The organism is Streptomyces sp. Alt3 (genome assembly GCF_030719215.1).
Classification (GTDB): domain Bacteria; phylum Actinomycetota; class Actinomycetes; order Streptomycetales; family Streptomycetaceae; genus Streptomyces; species Streptomyces glycanivorans.
In genome coordinates this window covers 2,490,765-2,506,094 of the sequence record NZ_CP120983.1, presented here as the reverse complement: position 1 = coordinate 2,506,094, position 15,330 = coordinate 2,490,765, and the positions used below count along the sequence as shown (strand labels likewise).

Sequence of the window (15,330 nt, the reverse complement as noted above, 5' to 3'; positions counted from 1 at the left end):
CTGTGGCGGTGCCTTTCAGAGATCGAGGACGAGCCGGGGGGACAGTGCCCGGGACACACAGGCGTACATCCGGCGCTCGGGGGCGCCGATGTCGTCCCGGTGCTCGGGTGAGCCGTCCAGGACGGTGACTTCACAGCTGCCGCAGACACCTTCGCGGCACCCGGAGGGGACGGGGTGCCCGGCGTGGGCCAGGGCGTCCAGCAGTGACTCGCCGGCCGGCACGGCGACGGTGTCCCCGGACCGGGCGCAGACCGCCTCGAAGGCCGTTCCGGGACCGAAGGACCGGGCCGCCGGCTGGAACCGTTCGGCGTGCAGCCGCTCGGCGGGGAACGCCGCCTCGGCCGACGCCAGCATGGCCGCGGGACCGCAGCAGTAGACCAGCGTGCCGGCCTCCAGCCCGGCCGCGACGGCGTCCAGGTCCGGCCTGCCCTGGCGTACGGTCTCCACGATCCGCACCCGGTCCCCGTACGAGCGGAGCAGTTCGTCGGCGAAGGGCATGCTGTCCGCCGACGGCCCCACGTAGAGCAGGTTTGCGGGGAGTCCGGCGGCTGCCACCGCACGGAGCATCGGCAGCAGCGGCGTGATCCCGATACCGCCGGCGAGGAACAGGTACCGCGGTGCGGGGGCGAGGGGGAAGTGGTTGCGGGGCAGGGAGACACCGAGAAGGCGGCCCGGGCGCAGGAACCGGTGGACGTATTCCGAGCCGCCCCGGCTGAGCGGGTCGTACCGGACCGCGACGCGGTAGGCGCCCCGGTCGGCGGCGTCTCCGCACAACGAGTACTGCCGGGTGAGCCAGTTGGGCAGGGACAGGTCGACGTGGGCGCCGGGGCTCCAGGGCGCCAGTTCCCCGGCGGTGCCGCGCAGGGTGAGGGCGACGACGTCCTCGGCGACCCGGTCGATGTGCTCGACGACGGTCTGTTGCATGGGTGATTCCTCTGTCGGCCCGTGGCCTGGTCAGTAGAGCTTGCGGTAGCCGTCCTCCAGGGCCTGCTCGAGCAGCCCCGGTTCCACGTCGACACCGAACTGCGCGGCCGCGATCTCGCCGAGCGACGGCATCCCCTCGGCGAGCGCCTGACTGGCGGGGTCCCACAGCCGGGAGCGGATCAGCGCCCGTCCGCAGTGGAAATACGCCTCGGACACCTCGACGACGATCGCCAGTTCCGGCTGCCTGGCCTCGGTGCGCATCCGCGCCAGCACATCGGGTTCGTCGGTGACGTAGCCGCTGCCGTTGACCCGCAGGACCTCCCGCACACCGGGGACCAGGAGACACAGCCCGACGCCGTCGTTCTCGGCGAGGTTCCGGAAGGAGTCCGCGATCTTGTTGCCGGGGCGGTCGGGGAGGGCGAGGGTGCGGTCGTCGAGGACCTTCACGAAGCCCGGGTAGTCGCCACGGGGCGAGCAGTCGGCGCGTCCGGCCGCGTCCGCCGTGGCCATCGTCAGGAACGGCGAGTGGGCTATGAAGTGGCGGAAGTAGTCGTCGATCCGGTCCTTCACCTTCGCCCGGACCATGGCTTCGGGCTGCCCGAGCCGTGCCGACACCTCCTCGGGCGAGACCCGTCGAGGGCGCGTGGGGGCATGCGTCATAGCACCTTCCTCAAACCGGCGTGGGCATGCGGCTGCGGACACTCGAATCCGCATCGCCGCAGTTCATGGCAGTATTGTGAGCAATTAGTCAGGTCGTGCGCTACTCGCCTTCCACGGCCCCCGCAGGAGGTGTCATGGCGTCCGGCCACCGCGGACTTCAGCCACGTAAACAGCCCCGTCAGGCCCGGGCGGCCCTGACCCGGCAGCGCATCCTCGACGCGGCTGCTCGCGTTTTCGCCGAGTACGGGTACGCGGCGGGGACCACCAACCGGATCGCGGAGCGGGCCCGGGTGTCGATCGGGTCGCTGTACCAGTACTACCCGAACAAAGATGCGATTCTGGTCGAGCTGTTGACCCGGCATCTCGACGCGGGGATGATCGCCGCCCCGCCGGACCAGGACGAACCGCTGCCCGAGTCCATCGAGGGCATCATGCGATTCTTCGTCCGAAACGTGATCGAGAACCACCGCGAGGACCCGCAGCTGCTCCGCGTGATGATGGAGCAGGGGCCCCGTGCTCCGGAGTTGCTGGAGAAGATCGCCCAGAGCGAGCGACGGCACATCGCCTACGCCGGCAGGCTGCTCCGGAACCATCCGGACGTGCGGGTCACGGACGTGGACATCGCCGCCCGCCTCGTCACTTCCACGGTGGAGACGGTCGTGCACAGGGTGATGGCGGGACCCGGTCAGATCGACATCGCGCGGTTCGAGGACGAACTCGTCGCCATGCTCACCCGCTATCTTTCGGGCGGTCCGTCGGTGACATCCGTGGGCTGACGCCCGGCCCGTCCGTGCGGGGGTGCGGCGTCCCGCCGGTCGCGGCGAATCCCCCGCGCGGGCGGTGGGTCCCCGGCGCCGCCGTCTCAGATAGTAGGAAGTCCGAGTATCTGTGGAGACAGATGGACCGGGCTGCCCTAGCTTTGTAGGAGCCGAACGAATCGCTGATCCAGCGACCGGCGTGCGTGAGTGTGCCCGATGCAGGCAATCCCTGCGGCATCCGCTCCCCGCCCCTTCGAGCGCTTCGAATTCCGATCTCGACATCCATCGCGCGAAGTCCTGATCCCGAAATCCACGCGATCTCAAGGAGTTGACCCCCCATGGCCGAGACCACTGTCCGCCGCGTCCGCCGCACCCCCCGCTCCACCGAGTCGGAGCGCACGAACGCCGCCGCAGCCCTGCAGCGGGCTCTCGACCGCCGGGACAACGGCGGCTCGACCGGACACTGAGGGCGCGGTCCCGCCTCATGGCGGCCGTTCCGTGCAGGGGTCACCCCGTCCGGATCGTGGACGTCGAGTGTCATGGGGTGGGACGGAAGGTTAGGGTTCCCGTTATGTCTCGCAGCATCGATCTCGCAGTGATCCCCGGCGACGGTATCGGCCAGGAGGTCGTCACCCAGGGCCTCAAGGTTCTCAACGCTGTTCTCCCGCAGGATGTGAAGCTGGAGACCAAGGAGTACGACCTCGGAGCCCAGCGATGGCACCGCACCGGTGAGACCCTTCCCGACGCGGAGCTCGAAGCCCTCAAGGGGCACGACGCCATCCTGCTCGGCGCCATCGGTGACCCGTCCGTGCCGTCGGGTGTGCTGGAGCGGGGACTTCTGCTGAAGCTGCGCTTCGCCTTCGACCACTTCATCAACCTGCGGCCGTCGAAGCTCTTCCCGAACACCGCGACACCGCTGGCCGGGCGTCCCGAGATCGACTTCGTCGTCGTCCGTGAGGGCACCGAGGGCCCGTACACGGGCAACGGCGGTTCCCTGCGCACGGGTACCGAGCACGAGGTCGCCACCGAGGTCAGCGTCAACACCGCCTACGGCGTCGAGCGTGTCGTGCGTGACGCCTTCGCGCGTGCCGCCGCCCGCCCGCGCAAGAAGCTGACGCTGGTCCACAAGAACAACGTCCTCGTGTACGCGGGCCACCTGTGGAAGAACACCTTCGACAAGGTCGCGGCCGAGTACCCCGAGGTCAGCACCGACTACCTGCACGTCGACGCCGCGACGATCTTCTTCGTCACGCAGCCGGAGCGCTTCGACGTCATCGTCACCGACAACCTCTTCGGTGACATCCTCACCGACCTCGCCGCTGCCGTGACCGGCGGCATCGGCCTGGCCGCGTCCGGCAACATCAACCCGACGGGTGCCTTCCCGTCCATGTTCGAGCCGGTGCACGGCACCGCGCCCGACATCGCGGGCCAGGGCAAGGCGGACCCGACCGCCACGATCCTCTCCGTCGCCCTCCTGCTGCGCCACCTCGGCTACGAGGCCGAGGCCGCGCGCATCGAGGAGGCCGTCTCCGCCGACCTCGCGGAGCGTGACGGCAAGCAGGCGCGCACCACCGACGAGATCGGCGACGCGCTCGCGGTACGCGTAGCGAGCTGACCCGACGTCTCCACTTCGAAGCCGCCGGGTCGCAACCGCACCCGGCGGCTTCTCCATGCGGTCCCCGGGTGCCACCATCGACCTCAGGACCGCGTTCCCGCGTCGCGACAGCGTCATCGTGAACGTCGCCGCAAACGCGTCATTTCGTGCAGGGCCGCCCCCGGGAGATAATCGAACGCGGGACCGCGGCTCGCGGCAGAGCTCGGACGTCCTACAACCTGTCCGGTGAAGACCGGGCGGGAGCGGGCGTGAGCGCGGTCCATCACACACAAGACCGGTGAAGGACACGCACTCATGACGACGCCCACGATCGAGCTCAAGCCCTCCTCCAACCCGCTGTCCGACGCGGAGCGCGAGGCGATCCTGGCCAGCCCCGGCTTCGGCCGCCACTTCACCGACCACATGGTGACGATCCGCTGGACCGAGGGCCGCGGCTGGCACGACGCCCAGCTCGTGCCGTACGGGCCGCTGTCCATGGACCCCGCGAACATGACGCTGCACTACGCGCAGGAGATCTTCGAAGGGCTCAAGGCGTACCGGCAGCCCGACGGCACGGTGGCCACCTTCCGCCCCGAGGCCAACGCCGCCCGCTTCCAGCGGTCCGCCGCCCGGCTCGCGATGCCGGAGCTGCCCGTCGAGACGTTCATCGAGGCGTGCGACGTCCTGGTCCAGCAGGACCAGGCCTGGGTCCCGGCGCACGGTGGCGAGGAGTCCCTCTACCTGCGCCCGTTCATGATCGCCACCGAGGTGGGTCTCGGTGTCCGCCCGGCCAACGAGTACCTCTTCCTCGTCATCGCCTCCCCTGCCGGCGCCTACTTCCCCGGTGGGGTGAAGCCGGTCTCCATCTGGCTCTCCCAGGACCGGGTCCGCGCCGTTCCCGGCGGCATGGGCGACGCCAAGACCGGCGGCAACTACGCCGCCTCCCTCCTCGCCCAGGCCGAGGCCGCCGAGCAGGGCTGCGACCAGGTCGCCTACCTCGACGCCGTCGAGCACAAGTGGGTCGAGGAGCTGGGCGGCATGAACCTGTACTTCGTGTACGGGCAGGAGGACGGCAGCAAGCGCATCGTCACGCCCTCCCTCACCGGCTCCCTGCTCGCCGGCGTCACCCGTGACTCCCTCCTCACCGTCGCCCGCGACCTCGGTTACACCTCGGAGGAGGGCCGCGTCTCCATCGACCAGTGGCGCACCGACACCGGGAACGGCACCCTCACCGAGGTCTTCGCCTGCGGCACCGCCGCCGTCATCACGCCCGTCGGCACCGTGAAGTCCGCGGACGGCGAGTGGACCCAGGGCGACGGCGCCCCCGGCGAGGTCACCCTCAAGCTGCGTGAGCGCCTGCTGGACATCCAGCGCGGTATCGCCGAGGACACCCACGGCTGGATGCACGAGCTCGGCTAGCCCCCGGTCCGGTCCGAGCCGCCGACCGGTCCCGCCACGACGGCCGCGCCCCCTGGAACCTGCCGCAGGGGGCGCGGCCTTCGGCGTCCCCGGACTCCGGACCTTGTTCCGGGCGCCGCTCGAGAACGTCAACCACCGCCTCTGCGACGGCGGGGTGATCCTCCACGCCTTCGACGACCCGAGGAGGCGGCAGCCGTGTTCGGCGACCTGTTCCCCGGCCGTACGGTGACACTCCCGTCGACGCCCGTACGATCTTTGCCGGTGGTGGAGGCATCCACCGCATCGCGCAGCAACAGCCCAGGATCTGAGAACGTGCCCCGTACCCCGCGCCGCCGCAACATCGCCCCGCCCCGGGATGACGTGCTCGCCGCCGTCATGGCCACCGTCGCCGAGCGCGGCCTCGACGGGCTCACCGTGGCGGGGCTCGGTCGCGAGGTAGGAATGAGCAGCGGGCACCTCCTCTACTACTTCCGGACCAAGGACGAGCTCCTGCTGCGGACCCTGGAGTGGAGCGAGGCGCGGCTCGGCACCGAACGCCGGGCCCTGCTCGACGGGCCCGGCACCGCACGCGAACGGCTCGACGCCTGCATCGCGCTGTACGTCCCCGACGGCCACCGTGATCCGCGCTGGACGCTCCGGCTGGAGGTCTGGAACCGCTCGCAGGGCGCCGACGACGACGCCCGCGCCCGGCAGGCCGCCATCGAGGACGCCTGGCACCGCGACCTCACGGAGCTGCTGGCCGACGGCATCGCCCGCGGGGAGTTCCGGGCCGTCGGGGCCGGCCGTACCGCGACCCGGCTGAGGGCCCTGATGGACGGCTTCAGCGTGCACGTCACCGTCGGCATGCCCGGCACGGGAGGGGAACAGGTCCTCGACCAGTTGCGCGCGTACGCGGACGAGACGCTCACGCCCCCCGGGGCCGGGCACGCCCGCGGCGGACGTCACGCCCGGATCCTGAGACAGGCCGGTGCGGGTGGCGCCGTTGTGCCAGACTGCGTGCGTGTCCTCGTCCGCCATGATTATCGGCAGCAGGCGCGCCGGTCCGCAGTGACCGTCCCGTACCACCACGTACGGAACGGACATCGTGCCCCAGACCCGCGCGCAGACCTCTCGCACCCGCGAGGGGTTTTTTCGTTTTCCGGCCCACACCACGGCCGGGGCGAGGCACGCGAGATGATGGGGGCAAGTGGAGCCGATTCGTCCGGATCCGCTCACCCGACAGGAGTCAGATCAGCATGACCACCAAGGCCACAGCCCCCGACGACACCTTCCATGTCTTCGACACCACCCTGCGCGACGGTGCGCAGCGTGAAGGCATCAACCTGACGGTCGCGGACAAGCTGACCATTGCCCGGCATCTGGACGACTTCGGCGTGGGTTTCATCGAGGGCGGCTGGCCCGGCGCCAACCCCCGTGACACCGAGTTCTTCGCCCGTGCCCAGCAGGAGATCGACTTCGAGCACGCCCAGCTCGTCGCGTTCGGCGCCACCCGCAGGGCCGGCGGCAAGGCCGCCGAGGACCCGCAGGTCCAGGCACTCCTGGACTCCGGCGCCCCGGTGATCACGCTGGTCGCCAAGTCCCACGACCGTCACGTCGAACTGGCCCTGCGCACCACCCTGGACGAGAACCTGGAGATGGTCCGCGACACCGTCGCCCACCTCCGGGAGCAGGGCCGCCGGGTCTTCGTCGACTGCGAGCACTTCTTCGACGGCTACCGCGCGAATGCGGAGTACGCAAAGGCGGTCGTACGCGCCGCCCACGAGGCCGGCGCCGACGTGGTCATCCTCTGCGACACCAACGGCGGGATGCTTCCCGCGCAGGTCCAGGCCGTCGTCTCCACCGTCCTCGCCGACACCGGAGCCCGGATCGGCATCCACGCCCAGGACGACACGGGCTGCGCCGTCGCCAACACCCTGGCCGCCGTGGACGCGGGCGCCACCCATGTGCAGTGCACCGCCAACGGCTACGGCGAGCGGGTCGGCAACGCGAACCTCTTCCCGGTCGTCGCCGCGCTGGAACTCAAGTACGGCAAGACCGTCCTGCACGAGGGCGCGCTCGCCGACATGACCCGCATCTCCCACGCCATCGCCGAGGTCGTCAATCTGACGCCCTCCACGCACCAGCCGTACGTCGGTGTCTCCGCCTTCGCCCACAAGGCCGGACTGCACGCCTCCGCCATCAAGGTCGACCCGGACCTCTACCAGCACATCGACCCGGAGCGCGTAGGCAACACCATGCGGATGCTGGTGTCCGACATGGCCGGCCGCGCCTCCATCGAGCTCAAGGGCAAGGAGCTCGGCATCGACCTGGGGGACGACCGCGCGCTCGTCGGCCGGGTGGTCGAGCGGGTCAAGGAGCGCGAACTCAAGGGCTACACCTACGAGGCGGCCGACGCCTCCTTCGAACTGCTCCTGCGCGCCGAGGTCGAGGGCAGGCCCCGCCGCTACTTCCGCGTCGAGTCCTGGCGGGCCATCGTCGAGAACCGTCCCGACGGCACCCACGCCAACGAGGCGACCGTGAAGCTCTGGGCCAAGGGTGAGCGGATCGTCGCCACCGCCGAGGGCAACGGCCCGGTCAACGCCCTGGACCGGGCCCTGCGCGTCGGCCTGGAGCGGATCTACCCGCAGCTCGCCAAGCTGGAGCTGGTCGACTACAAGGTCCGCATCCTGGAAGGCCGTACCGGTACCGAGTCCACCACCCGGGTACTGATCACCACGGGCGACGGATCGGGTGACTGGGCGACGGTCGGCGTGGCCGAGAACGTCATCGCCGCGTCCTGGCAGGCACTGGAGGACGCGTACACCTACGGCCTGCTGCGGGCCGGCGTCGAGCCCACCGACTAGCGGACGGCAGGCCGCCCACGCGTCCGGATCCTGCCGGACGCGTGGGCGGCCGTGGCATCCCGGAGCGCCACGAGCCGGCGCTCGACCACGCCGAAGGATCAGCCCGTCACCGCAGTCGCCACTTCTGGTTGGCGGCCCCGGTGCAGGTCCAGATCTGCACACGGGCCCCGTCGGCCGTGGACCGGTCGGCCACGTCCAGGCACTTGTCCGCGGCCGTGTTGACGACGTCCCCCGTCGCAGGGTCGTACGTCCAGCGTTGTGCGCCCGAGCCGTTGCAGGTGTACAGCTGCACCTTCGCTCCGTCGGCCGTCGAGCCCGACGTGACGTCCAGGCAGGCGCCGAGCACCTTGACCGAGCCGTCGCCGGAGACCGTCCATCTCTGGTTGGCCGCGCCGGTACACTCCCAGATCTGTACGGGCGTGCCGTCGGAGCCGCTGTTGCCCGTGGCGTCCAGGCACTTGCCGTTGTCGCCGGCGAGGGCGCCGGTGCTGCCGGAGGAGCCCGACTGGGTGCCCGACCAGGTGAACGTCGCCGAGGTGCGGCCCGGCAGGGAGTAGGTGAACTTCTGCCCGCCCCAGTTGACGGTGACCTGCTGGGCGGAGGCCGCCCCGTTGTAGGCGATGAGGGCCTTCGAGCCGTCGGGGTTGCGCCAGGCGACGTTGGGCACGGCGGAGCTGCCCGTCGACGCGATGCGGGCGGCGCCGGGGCGGACGTACTTCGTCAGGTGGCCCATCGTGTAGTACTCGACCGTGTAGTCGACCTGGCCGTGCCGGCTGTCCCCGTCGTGCACGGTGATCAGCCCGTCACAGGTGCCGCAACCACCGTTGTGGGGGCCCCGGTTCTGGTCGACGGCCAGCGACCACTTGGTCACCGACTTCGCCCAGTTGCGGGTGTAGTCGATGATGTTCAGCATGTCCTCGCGCTGCTGGTCGGCGATCCAGGTGCCGCCCGAGTGCTCGGTCTGGAAAGCGTCCAGCTGCGGGTACAGATCGTGGACGGCCGTCTGCTTCGCGATGTCGCCGCCGTAGCCGTGCCAGGCGATCCCGCCGAAGTTCGGGTGGCTGCGTACGGCCGCGTCGTCGACGGTGGGGGCGGCGTAGGCGTCGTAGCTGTCCCAGTTCCAGTCGTGCGCCAGCACCTTGGTGGCCAGGCCCGCCGACCGGAGTTTCGGCAGCAGCTCGTCCTTGGTGAAGTAGGCGAGGCCCGAGCCGTTCCAGCTCATCGACGGGTAGCCGGAGCAGCAGGTGGGTTCGTTCTGCGCGGTGACGTAGTCGACCGGGACGCCCTGGTCCTTCCACGCCTGGAGGTACTTCACGAAGTAGTTCGCGTAGGCGCCGTAGTTCTCGGCCTTCAGCCAGCCGCCGTCGAGCCGTCCGTTGTCCTTCATCCAGGCCGGCGCCGTCCACGGGGAGGCGACCGTGGTCAGGGCGGGGTTGAGCTGCTCCGCCTGTTTCGTGAGCGGCAGGACGTCCTGCAGATCATGTGCGATCGAGAACTCGGAGAGATCCGGGTCCGTCTGCCCGGCAGGCATGTCGTCGTAGGTGTAACCGAAACGCGCGAGGTCCGATCCGCCCATCGGGTTGCGTACGAAAGACAGTCCGATGCCCTCCGTCGGCGAGAAGAGCTTCCTCATCGTCGCGTCGCGGGTGGCCTGACTCAGTGCCCCGCTGCCCTTCATCAGCCAGGCTGCCGTGTCCGTGAACGAGGCTCCGCCACCGGTGAAGGTCTGGTAGCGGGTGTTCTCGTCGACGGTGATGTCCGTCCCGGAACCGCCGTTCCCGGCGCCGAAGGCGATGGGCGTCTGGGCCTGGAGGCCGCGGGTGACATGACGGCCACCGGAGTCGTCCGTGGTGGTCAGCACGATGTTCACGGTCTCACCGGCGGCCTGCGCGGTGCCCGAGGAGAGCCCGGCCAGTCCCGCGGTCGCGAGCGCCGTCGCGACGAGGACTCTCGCCGTCCTGCTTGTCCGAATCATGGGCTGCTGCCTTTCTCGGCAGGGGCGTGGGGGAAGTGCCGTCGAACGACCCGTGAGTGAACTGCTATTACGTGCTCACGTCAAGAGGTTGTCGTTCAAGAAATGAACGGAAGCGCTTGCGGACCTGCTCGGCGCATGGGTACGGACCAATCTCGGCGTGAAGTATTGACGGCCCTGTTCCGGCGCGGTTAACTCCAGCCGCAACGCCGGTACCGGTTCCGGTACCGGTTGCGGAACCGGTACCGAAGGCCGTTCCCGTCACCCTGTCCTGCCTTGTCCCTGGAGGCCCCGTTGCGTGTCACCATCGCCGATGTCGCCCGTGAGGCCGGCGTCAGCAAGACGACCGTGTCGCGGGTCATCAACCTCAAGGGCGAAGTGGACGGTTCGACGGCCGCCCGCGTTCGTGAAGTGATCGCGAATCTCGGTTACGTACCCAGCTCGGGTGCCGTGGGGCTTGCCCGCGGCAGCAGCCGTACGGTCGGGATGCTGGTGCCCTCGCTGACCTGGCCGTGGATGGGTGAGGTGCTCCAAGGGGTGGTCGACACCGTCGAGGCCGCCGACCACGGCCTGCTGCTCTTCACCTGCAACCGGGGTGCGGAGTCCGTCGAGCGCTTCACCACCCAGGTGTCGGCGCGCGCCTTCGACGGGCTCGTCGTCGTCGAACCGGAGAACACGCTCGACCACCTCACCGAACTGCACCGGTCCGGCCTGCCGATCGTCCTGATCGACGACCGGGGCCACCACCCGGAATTTCCCTCCGTCGTGACCACCAACCACGAGGGAGGCGCGTCCGCCGCCCGCCATCTGCGGGCCGCCGGCCGCACCAGACCCCTGGTCGTCACCGGACCCCGGCACTTCGGCTGCGTACGCGACCGGCTCGCGGGTTTCTGTTCGGTCCTGCCCACCGAACTTGTCGTGGACGGGGACTTCACCGAACGCAGGGGGCGCCTCCTGGTGGAACAACTCCTCGCGCAGAGAGTGGAGTTCGACTCGGTGTTCGCCCACAACGACATCAGTGCGGCCGGGGTGCTGCGCGCCCTGAGAGCCGCCGGCCGCCGCGTACCCGACGACATCGCGGTGGTCGGCTTCGACGACATCCCGATGGCGGAACACACTGAACCGCCGCTGACCACCGTGCACCAGCCCACGCGCCAGATGGGTGAGGCGGCGGCCCGCCTGCTGCTCTCCCGTCTCGGCGGCACCGCCGCACCGGACCGGCCTGTCGTGCTGCCCACCGAACTGGTCGTGCGCCACTCGGCGCCGTAACGGACCCGGCCCCGCCGGTCATCCGTCCGCATCCCCGAACCCGCCGCACCGGCACCCGCACCATCCGTACCGTCCGCACCCGGCGCGTCGAGCGCTGCCCGCCACCGGATCTCCCAGACCCGCAGTCCTCCTGGAGTCGCCATGTCCGTACGTCGTCGTCACACCCTGAGAGCGCTCTCAGTCGCCACCGCCGTGGTCGCGCTCGCCGCGGGCTGCTCGTCCGCCAACTCGGGAGCCAACAAGGGCGGAGGTGCGGGCGCCTCGGGCGTGCTGACCCTCGGCAAGCCGGACGGGCCGCAGACGAACAACAGCAACCCGTTCCTCGCGACCTCCGCGGGCGCCACCCTCGGCTACCGCTTCATGATCTACGAGCCGCTGGCGATGACGAACCAGATCCGCCCCACCGACAAGGCGGACCCCTGGCTGGCCACCGCCTGGGACTGGGAGTCGAACTTCACCAAGCTCACCTTCACGCTCGACAAGCGTGCCAAGTGGGCCGACGGCAAGCCGCTGACCGCGGCGGACGTCGCGTTCACCTTCGAACTGCTCAAGAAGCACCCGGCGCTCAACGGCAACGGCATCCCGTACGACGGCATCACGGTCGACGGCCAGAAGGTCGTCCTGACCTTCAAGGAATCGCAGTTCGTCAACCAGAACAAGATCATCACGACCTACGTCGTTCCCAAGCACATCTGGGAGAAGGTCGAGAACCCGGAGACCTGGCCCAACCGCACGCCGGTCGGCTCCGGTCCGTACAAGCTGAAGACCTTCACCCCGCAGACGACCACCCTGACCGCCACGCCCACCTACTGGAAGGGCGAGACCAAGGTCAAGGAGCTGCGCTACACCGCGTACAACGACAACAGCGCGGCGACCACGGCCCTGGCGAGCGGCAAGCTGGAGTGGTCGTTCGTCTTCATGCCGAACTACAAGCAGCTGTACATCGCCAAGGACGCCAAGAACCACAAGCTGTGGTTCCCCTCCGGCCTCGGCATCCACGGCCTCTGGTTCAACACCGCCCGCAAGCCGTTCGACAACCCGGCGCTGCGCAAGGCGATGGCCATGGTCGTCGACCGCAAGGCGATCCACGTGCAGGCCCAGGCGACGCTCTACCCGGAGATCAGCAACCCGACCGGCATCCCGCTGCCCGCCGGTGCGCCCTTCCTCGCGCCGGAGTACAAGAACGCCACCACACAGCCCGACGTGGACGGCGCCAAGGCGCTCCTCAAGGACGCCGGGTTCCAGCTCAGCGGCGGCGTCCTCAAGGACCCGAGCGGGAAGCCGGTCGAGCTGACCTTCACCGACCCGGCCGGCTGGAACGACTACATCACCGGGCTGTCCATCATCAAGGACAACATCAAGCAGCTGGGCATCGAGGCCAAGGTCAAGACCCAGACCGCCGAGGCCTGGGGCACCGACGTCGCCACCGGCAACTTCGACGCCACCCTCCACTGGACCAACAGCGGCGCCACGCCCTACGACATGTACCAGAACATCATGGACGGGGCGATCCTCCAGCCCGTCGGCAAGACGGCCCAGCTCGGCAACTTCGGCCGCTTCAAGAGCCCCGAGGCCACCGCCGCGCTCAAGGAGTACGCCAACGCCACCGACGACGCCGCACGCACCGAGGCGATGAACACGCTCCAGAAGATCATGGTCGAGCAGGCGCCGGTCATCCCGACGGCCGCGGCCCCGATCGGTGCCGAGTACTCCACGAAGAACTGGGTGGGCTGGCCCACCGAGGAGGACCCGTACGCAGCGCCGCAGCACACCCAGCCCGACGCGCTGGAAGTCGTGCTGAACCTCGAGCCCGCCAAGTAAGTACAGGGAACCGGCCATGACCACCGAACAGTCCGCAGACGTGCGCACCGGAACCGATGTGGTGCTGGAAGCACGCGGAGTCACCAAGCACTTCCCGGTGCGGCGCACCGCCGGCGACCTCGTCGCCCGCAGGCACCGCACCGTCCACGCCGTCGACGACGTCTCGCTGGAGCTCCGGCGCGGCACCGTCACGGCCCTGGTGGGGGAGTCGGGCTCCGGCAAGTCCACCGTCGCACGGCTGCTCGCCCAGCTGTACCCGCTCACCGCGGGTGAGATCCGCATGGGCGGCACGGCGGTGAAGGCCGGGCGTGGCCGGTCCTTCCGTACCTACGTCAAGCAGGTTCAGCTGATCTTCCAGGACCCGTTCGCCTCGCTCAACCCGGTGCACACCGTGCGCTACCACCTGACCCGCGCCCTGAGGATCCACGGCCGGGCGGGCAGCGGGGACGCGGAACTGGAGACGAACCTGGCCGCCCTGCTGGAACGCGTCCAGCTGACCCCTCCTCATCAGTTCCTGGACAAGTTCCCGCACGAGCTGTCGGGCGGGCAGCGCCAGCGCGTCGCGATAGCGCGCGCGCTCGGCGCCGACCCCCAGGTCCTGCTGGCCGACGAACCGGTCTCGATGCTCGACGTGTCGATCCGGCTCGGCGTCCTCAACCTGCTCCATGACCTCAAGGAGCGGCTGCGCCTCGCGATCCTCTACATCACCCACGACATCGCGTCCGCCCGCTACTTCGCCGACACCACCCTCGTGATGTACGCCGGCCGCATCGTCGAGGGCGGCGACAGCGAGACGGTCACCCAGCACCCCGCCCACCCCTACACCCAGCTGCTCATCGCCTCGGCGCCCGACCCGGACAGGGTCGCCGACGAGGCGGACCAGGGGGAGACCGGGACCGGCGAGCCGCCCTCCCTGATCACCCCGCCGGCCGGGTGCCGCTTCCACCCCCGCTGCCCCAAGGCCATGGAGCGCTGCCGCACCGAACTCCCGCCGCGCTTCGACCTGGCCGACGGCCAGTGGGCCGCCTGCTGGCTGTACGACGGTGCGACCGCCCCGGCCGCGGACGCGCCCGAGAAGGAGGCGGCGAAGTGAAGTACGTCCTCCAGCGCCTCGCCTTCTACGCGGTCACCGCGTGGGCCGCGATCACCATCAACTTCCTGATCCCCCGACTGATGCCGGGTGACCCCGTCGAGGCCCTGATGAGCCGGTACCAGGGTCAGCTCGACACCTCCGCGATCGCCTCCCTGAAGGCACTGTTCGGGCTCGACGAGAAGCAGTCGCTCTGGGCGCAGTACACCGACTACTGGTCGCACCTCCTCGACGGCGACCTCGGGCTCTCCTTCACCTTCTTCCCGACCCCGGTCGGCGAGGTCATCTCCCAGGCGCTGCCCTGGACGCTGGCCCTCGTCGGCATCACCACGCTCATCAGCTTCCTGCTCGGCACCGGGATCGGCGTCTACAGCGGCTGGCGGCGCGGCTCCTGGCTGGACGGGCTGCTGCCCGTCACCACCTTCATCTCGTCCGTCCCCTACTTCTGGCTGGGGCTCATCGCCATCGCGGTGTTCGCGGTGAAGTGGCCGCTGTTCCCCTTCGAGGGCGGCTACGACAACTCCCTGGTGCCCGCCTTCGACTGGCCGTTCATCTCCAGCGCCCTCTACCACGGGGTGCTGCCCGGGGTGACGATCGTGCTCAGCGCCGTCGCCGGCTGGATCCTCGGCATGCGCAACATGATGGTGACCGTCTCCTCCGAGGACTACGTCATGGTGGCGCAGGCCAAGGGCCTCTCCGAGCGGAGGGTGATGTTCGCCTACGCCGCCCGCAACGCGGTCCTGCCCAACATCTCCGCCTTCGCGCTCTCCCTGGGCTTCATCGTCAGCGGCACCCTGCTCGTCGAGATGGTCTTCAACTACCCCGGCATCGGCTTCCAGCTCCTCCAGGCCGTCGGGGCGAAGGACTACCCCCTGATGCAGGGCGTCTTCCTGATCATCACGCTCTCGGTGCTCGCCGCGAACCTGCTGGCCGACATGGCGTACGCCCTCCTCGACCCCCGCACCCGTAAGGAGGCCTGA

At 69.7% G+C, this 15,330-nt stretch carries 12 protein-coding genes and 2 pseudogenes; 11 read left to right on the top strand and 3 right to left on the bottom strand.

The window, feature by feature from the left end:
* Positions 1-15 precede the first annotated feature (15 nt).
* Positions 16-924 carry a PDR/VanB family oxidoreductase gene (locus P8A20_RS10540; RefSeq protein WP_306103390.1) on the bottom strand — a complete coding sequence of 303 codons (909 nt, stop codon included), beginning with the start codon at positions 922-924 and terminating at the stop codon, positions 16-18.
* Between the two features lie 30 nt (positions 925-954).
* The gene (locus tag P8A20_RS10535; RefSeq protein WP_147959650.1) at positions 955-1,584 is read right to left on the bottom strand and encodes an MSMEG_1061 family FMN-dependent PPOX-type flavoprotein; all 630 of its coding nucleotides are present in this window, start codon (positions 1,582-1,584) and stop codon (positions 955-957) included.
* A gap of 134 nt (positions 1,585-1,718) precedes the next feature.
* Between P8A20_RS10535 and P8A20_RS10530 the strand changes: the two genes are divergently transcribed.
* From P8A20_RS10530 to cimA, 7 genes and pseudogenes are all read left to right on the top strand, one after another.
* Positions 1,719-2,360 (top strand): TetR/AcrR family transcriptional regulator, encoded by a 642-nt coding sequence (locus P8A20_RS10530; RefSeq protein WP_306103389.1) that lies wholly within the window; start codon positions 1,719-1,721, stop codon positions 2,358-2,360.
* A gap of 320 nt (positions 2,361-2,680) precedes the next feature.
* Complete coding sequence (locus P8A20_RS10525; protein WP_261988666.1) at positions 2,681-2,809, top strand: hypothetical protein; 129 nt, start codon at positions 2,681-2,683, stop codon at positions 2,807-2,809.
* A gap of 104 nt (positions 2,810-2,913) precedes the next feature.
* Positions 2,914-3,957 (top strand): 3-isopropylmalate dehydrogenase, encoded by a 1,044-nt coding sequence (locus P8A20_RS10520; RefSeq protein ID WP_147959652.1) that lies wholly within the window; start codon positions 2,914-2,916, stop codon positions 3,955-3,957.
* A gap of 294 nt (positions 3,958-4,251) precedes the next feature.
* Entirely contained in the window at positions 4,252-5,355 is a 1,104-nt protein-coding gene (locus P8A20_RS10515) for a branched-chain amino acid aminotransferase (protein WP_147959653.1), read from the top strand.
* A gap of 127 nt (positions 5,356-5,482) precedes the next feature.
* Positions 5,483-5,663: pseudogene (locus tag P8A20_RS10510) on the top strand (agmatine deiminase family protein); the annotation flags it as partial.
* Positions 5,664-5,667: 4 nt separating this feature from the next.
* A pseudogene (locus P8A20_RS10505) lies at positions 5,668-6,313 on the top strand (TetR/AcrR family transcriptional regulator).
* A gap of 277 nt (positions 6,314-6,590) precedes the next feature.
* Positions 6,591-8,198, top strand: a complete 1,608-nt coding sequence (gene cimA, locus P8A20_RS10500; protein WP_147959655.1) for a citramalate synthase — start codon at positions 6,591-6,593, stop codon at positions 8,196-8,198.
* A 106-nt stretch (positions 8,199-8,304) separates the two neighbouring features.
* On the opposite strand, the gene P8A20_RS10495 is transcribed toward cimA, so the two are convergent.
* Positions 8,305-10,173, bottom strand: coding sequence for a ricin-type beta-trefoil lectin domain protein (locus P8A20_RS10495; protein WP_147959656.1), 1,869 nt, complete (start codon positions 10,171-10,173; stop codon positions 8,305-8,307).
* Positions 10,174-10,464: 291 nt separating this feature from the next.
* Between P8A20_RS10495 and P8A20_RS10490 the strand changes: the two genes are divergently transcribed.
* The 4 genes from P8A20_RS10490 to P8A20_RS10475 all read left to right on the top strand — a co-directional run bounded on the left by P8A20_RS10490 (position 10,465) and on the right by P8A20_RS10475 (position 15,330).
* Positions 10,465-11,439 carry a LacI family DNA-binding transcriptional regulator gene (locus P8A20_RS10490; RefSeq protein ID WP_147960465.1) on the top strand — a complete coding sequence of 325 codons (975 nt, stop codon included), beginning with the start codon at positions 10,465-10,467 and terminating at the stop codon, positions 11,437-11,439.
* Positions 11,440-11,580: 141 nt separating this feature from the next.
* Positions 11,581-13,260, top strand: a complete 1,680-nt coding sequence (locus P8A20_RS10485) for an ABC transporter substrate-binding protein (protein ID WP_147959657.1) — start codon at positions 11,581-11,583, stop codon at positions 13,258-13,260.
* 16 nt (positions 13,261-13,276) lie between these two features.
* Positions 13,277-14,353: an ABC transporter ATP-binding protein gene (locus P8A20_RS10480; RefSeq protein WP_147959658.1), complete on the top strand. Its 1,077-nt coding sequence runs from the start codon at positions 13,277-13,279 to the stop codon at positions 14,351-14,353.
* Positions 14,350-15,330, top strand: a complete 981-nt coding sequence (locus tag P8A20_RS10475; RefSeq protein WP_306103388.1) for an ABC transporter permease — start codon at positions 14,350-14,352, stop codon at positions 15,328-15,330. The genes P8A20_RS10480 and P8A20_RS10475 overlap by 4 nt, the downstream gene beginning before the upstream one ends.

Coding starts and splice junctions, on each gene's coding strand:
- P8A20_RS10540 (WP_306103390.1), bottom strand. CDS start 924: ATGCAACAGACCGTCGTCGAGCACATCGACCGGGTCGCCGAGGACGTC.
- P8A20_RS10535 (WP_147959650.1), bottom strand. CDS start 1,584: ATGACGCATGCCCCCACGCGCCCTCGACGGGTCTCGCCCGAGGAGGTG.
- P8A20_RS10530 (WP_306103389.1), top strand. CDS start 1,719: ATGGCGTCCGGCCACCGCGGACTTCAGCCACGTAAACAGCCCCGTCAG.
- P8A20_RS10525 (WP_261988666.1), top strand. CDS start 2,681: ATGGCCGAGACCACTGTCCGCCGCGTCCGCCGCACCCCCCGCTCCACC.
- P8A20_RS10520 (WP_147959652.1), top strand. CDS start 2,914: ATGTCTCGCAGCATCGATCTCGCAGTGATCCCCGGCGACGGTATCGGC.
- P8A20_RS10515 (WP_147959653.1), top strand. CDS start 4,252: ATGACGACGCCCACGATCGAGCTCAAGCCCTCCTCCAACCCGCTGTCC.
- cimA (WP_147959655.1), top strand. CDS start 6,591: ATGACCACCAAGGCCACAGCCCCCGACGACACCTTCCATGTCTTCGAC.
- P8A20_RS10495 (WP_147959656.1), bottom strand. CDS start 10,173: ATGATTCGGACAAGCAGGACGGCGAGAGTCCTCGTCGCGACGGCGCTC.
- P8A20_RS10485 (WP_147959657.1), top strand. CDS start 11,581: ATGTCCGTACGTCGTCGTCACACCCTGAGAGCGCTCTCAGTCGCCACC.
- P8A20_RS10480 (WP_147959658.1), top strand. CDS start 13,277: ATGACCACCGAACAGTCCGCAGACGTGCGCACCGGAACCGATGTGGTG.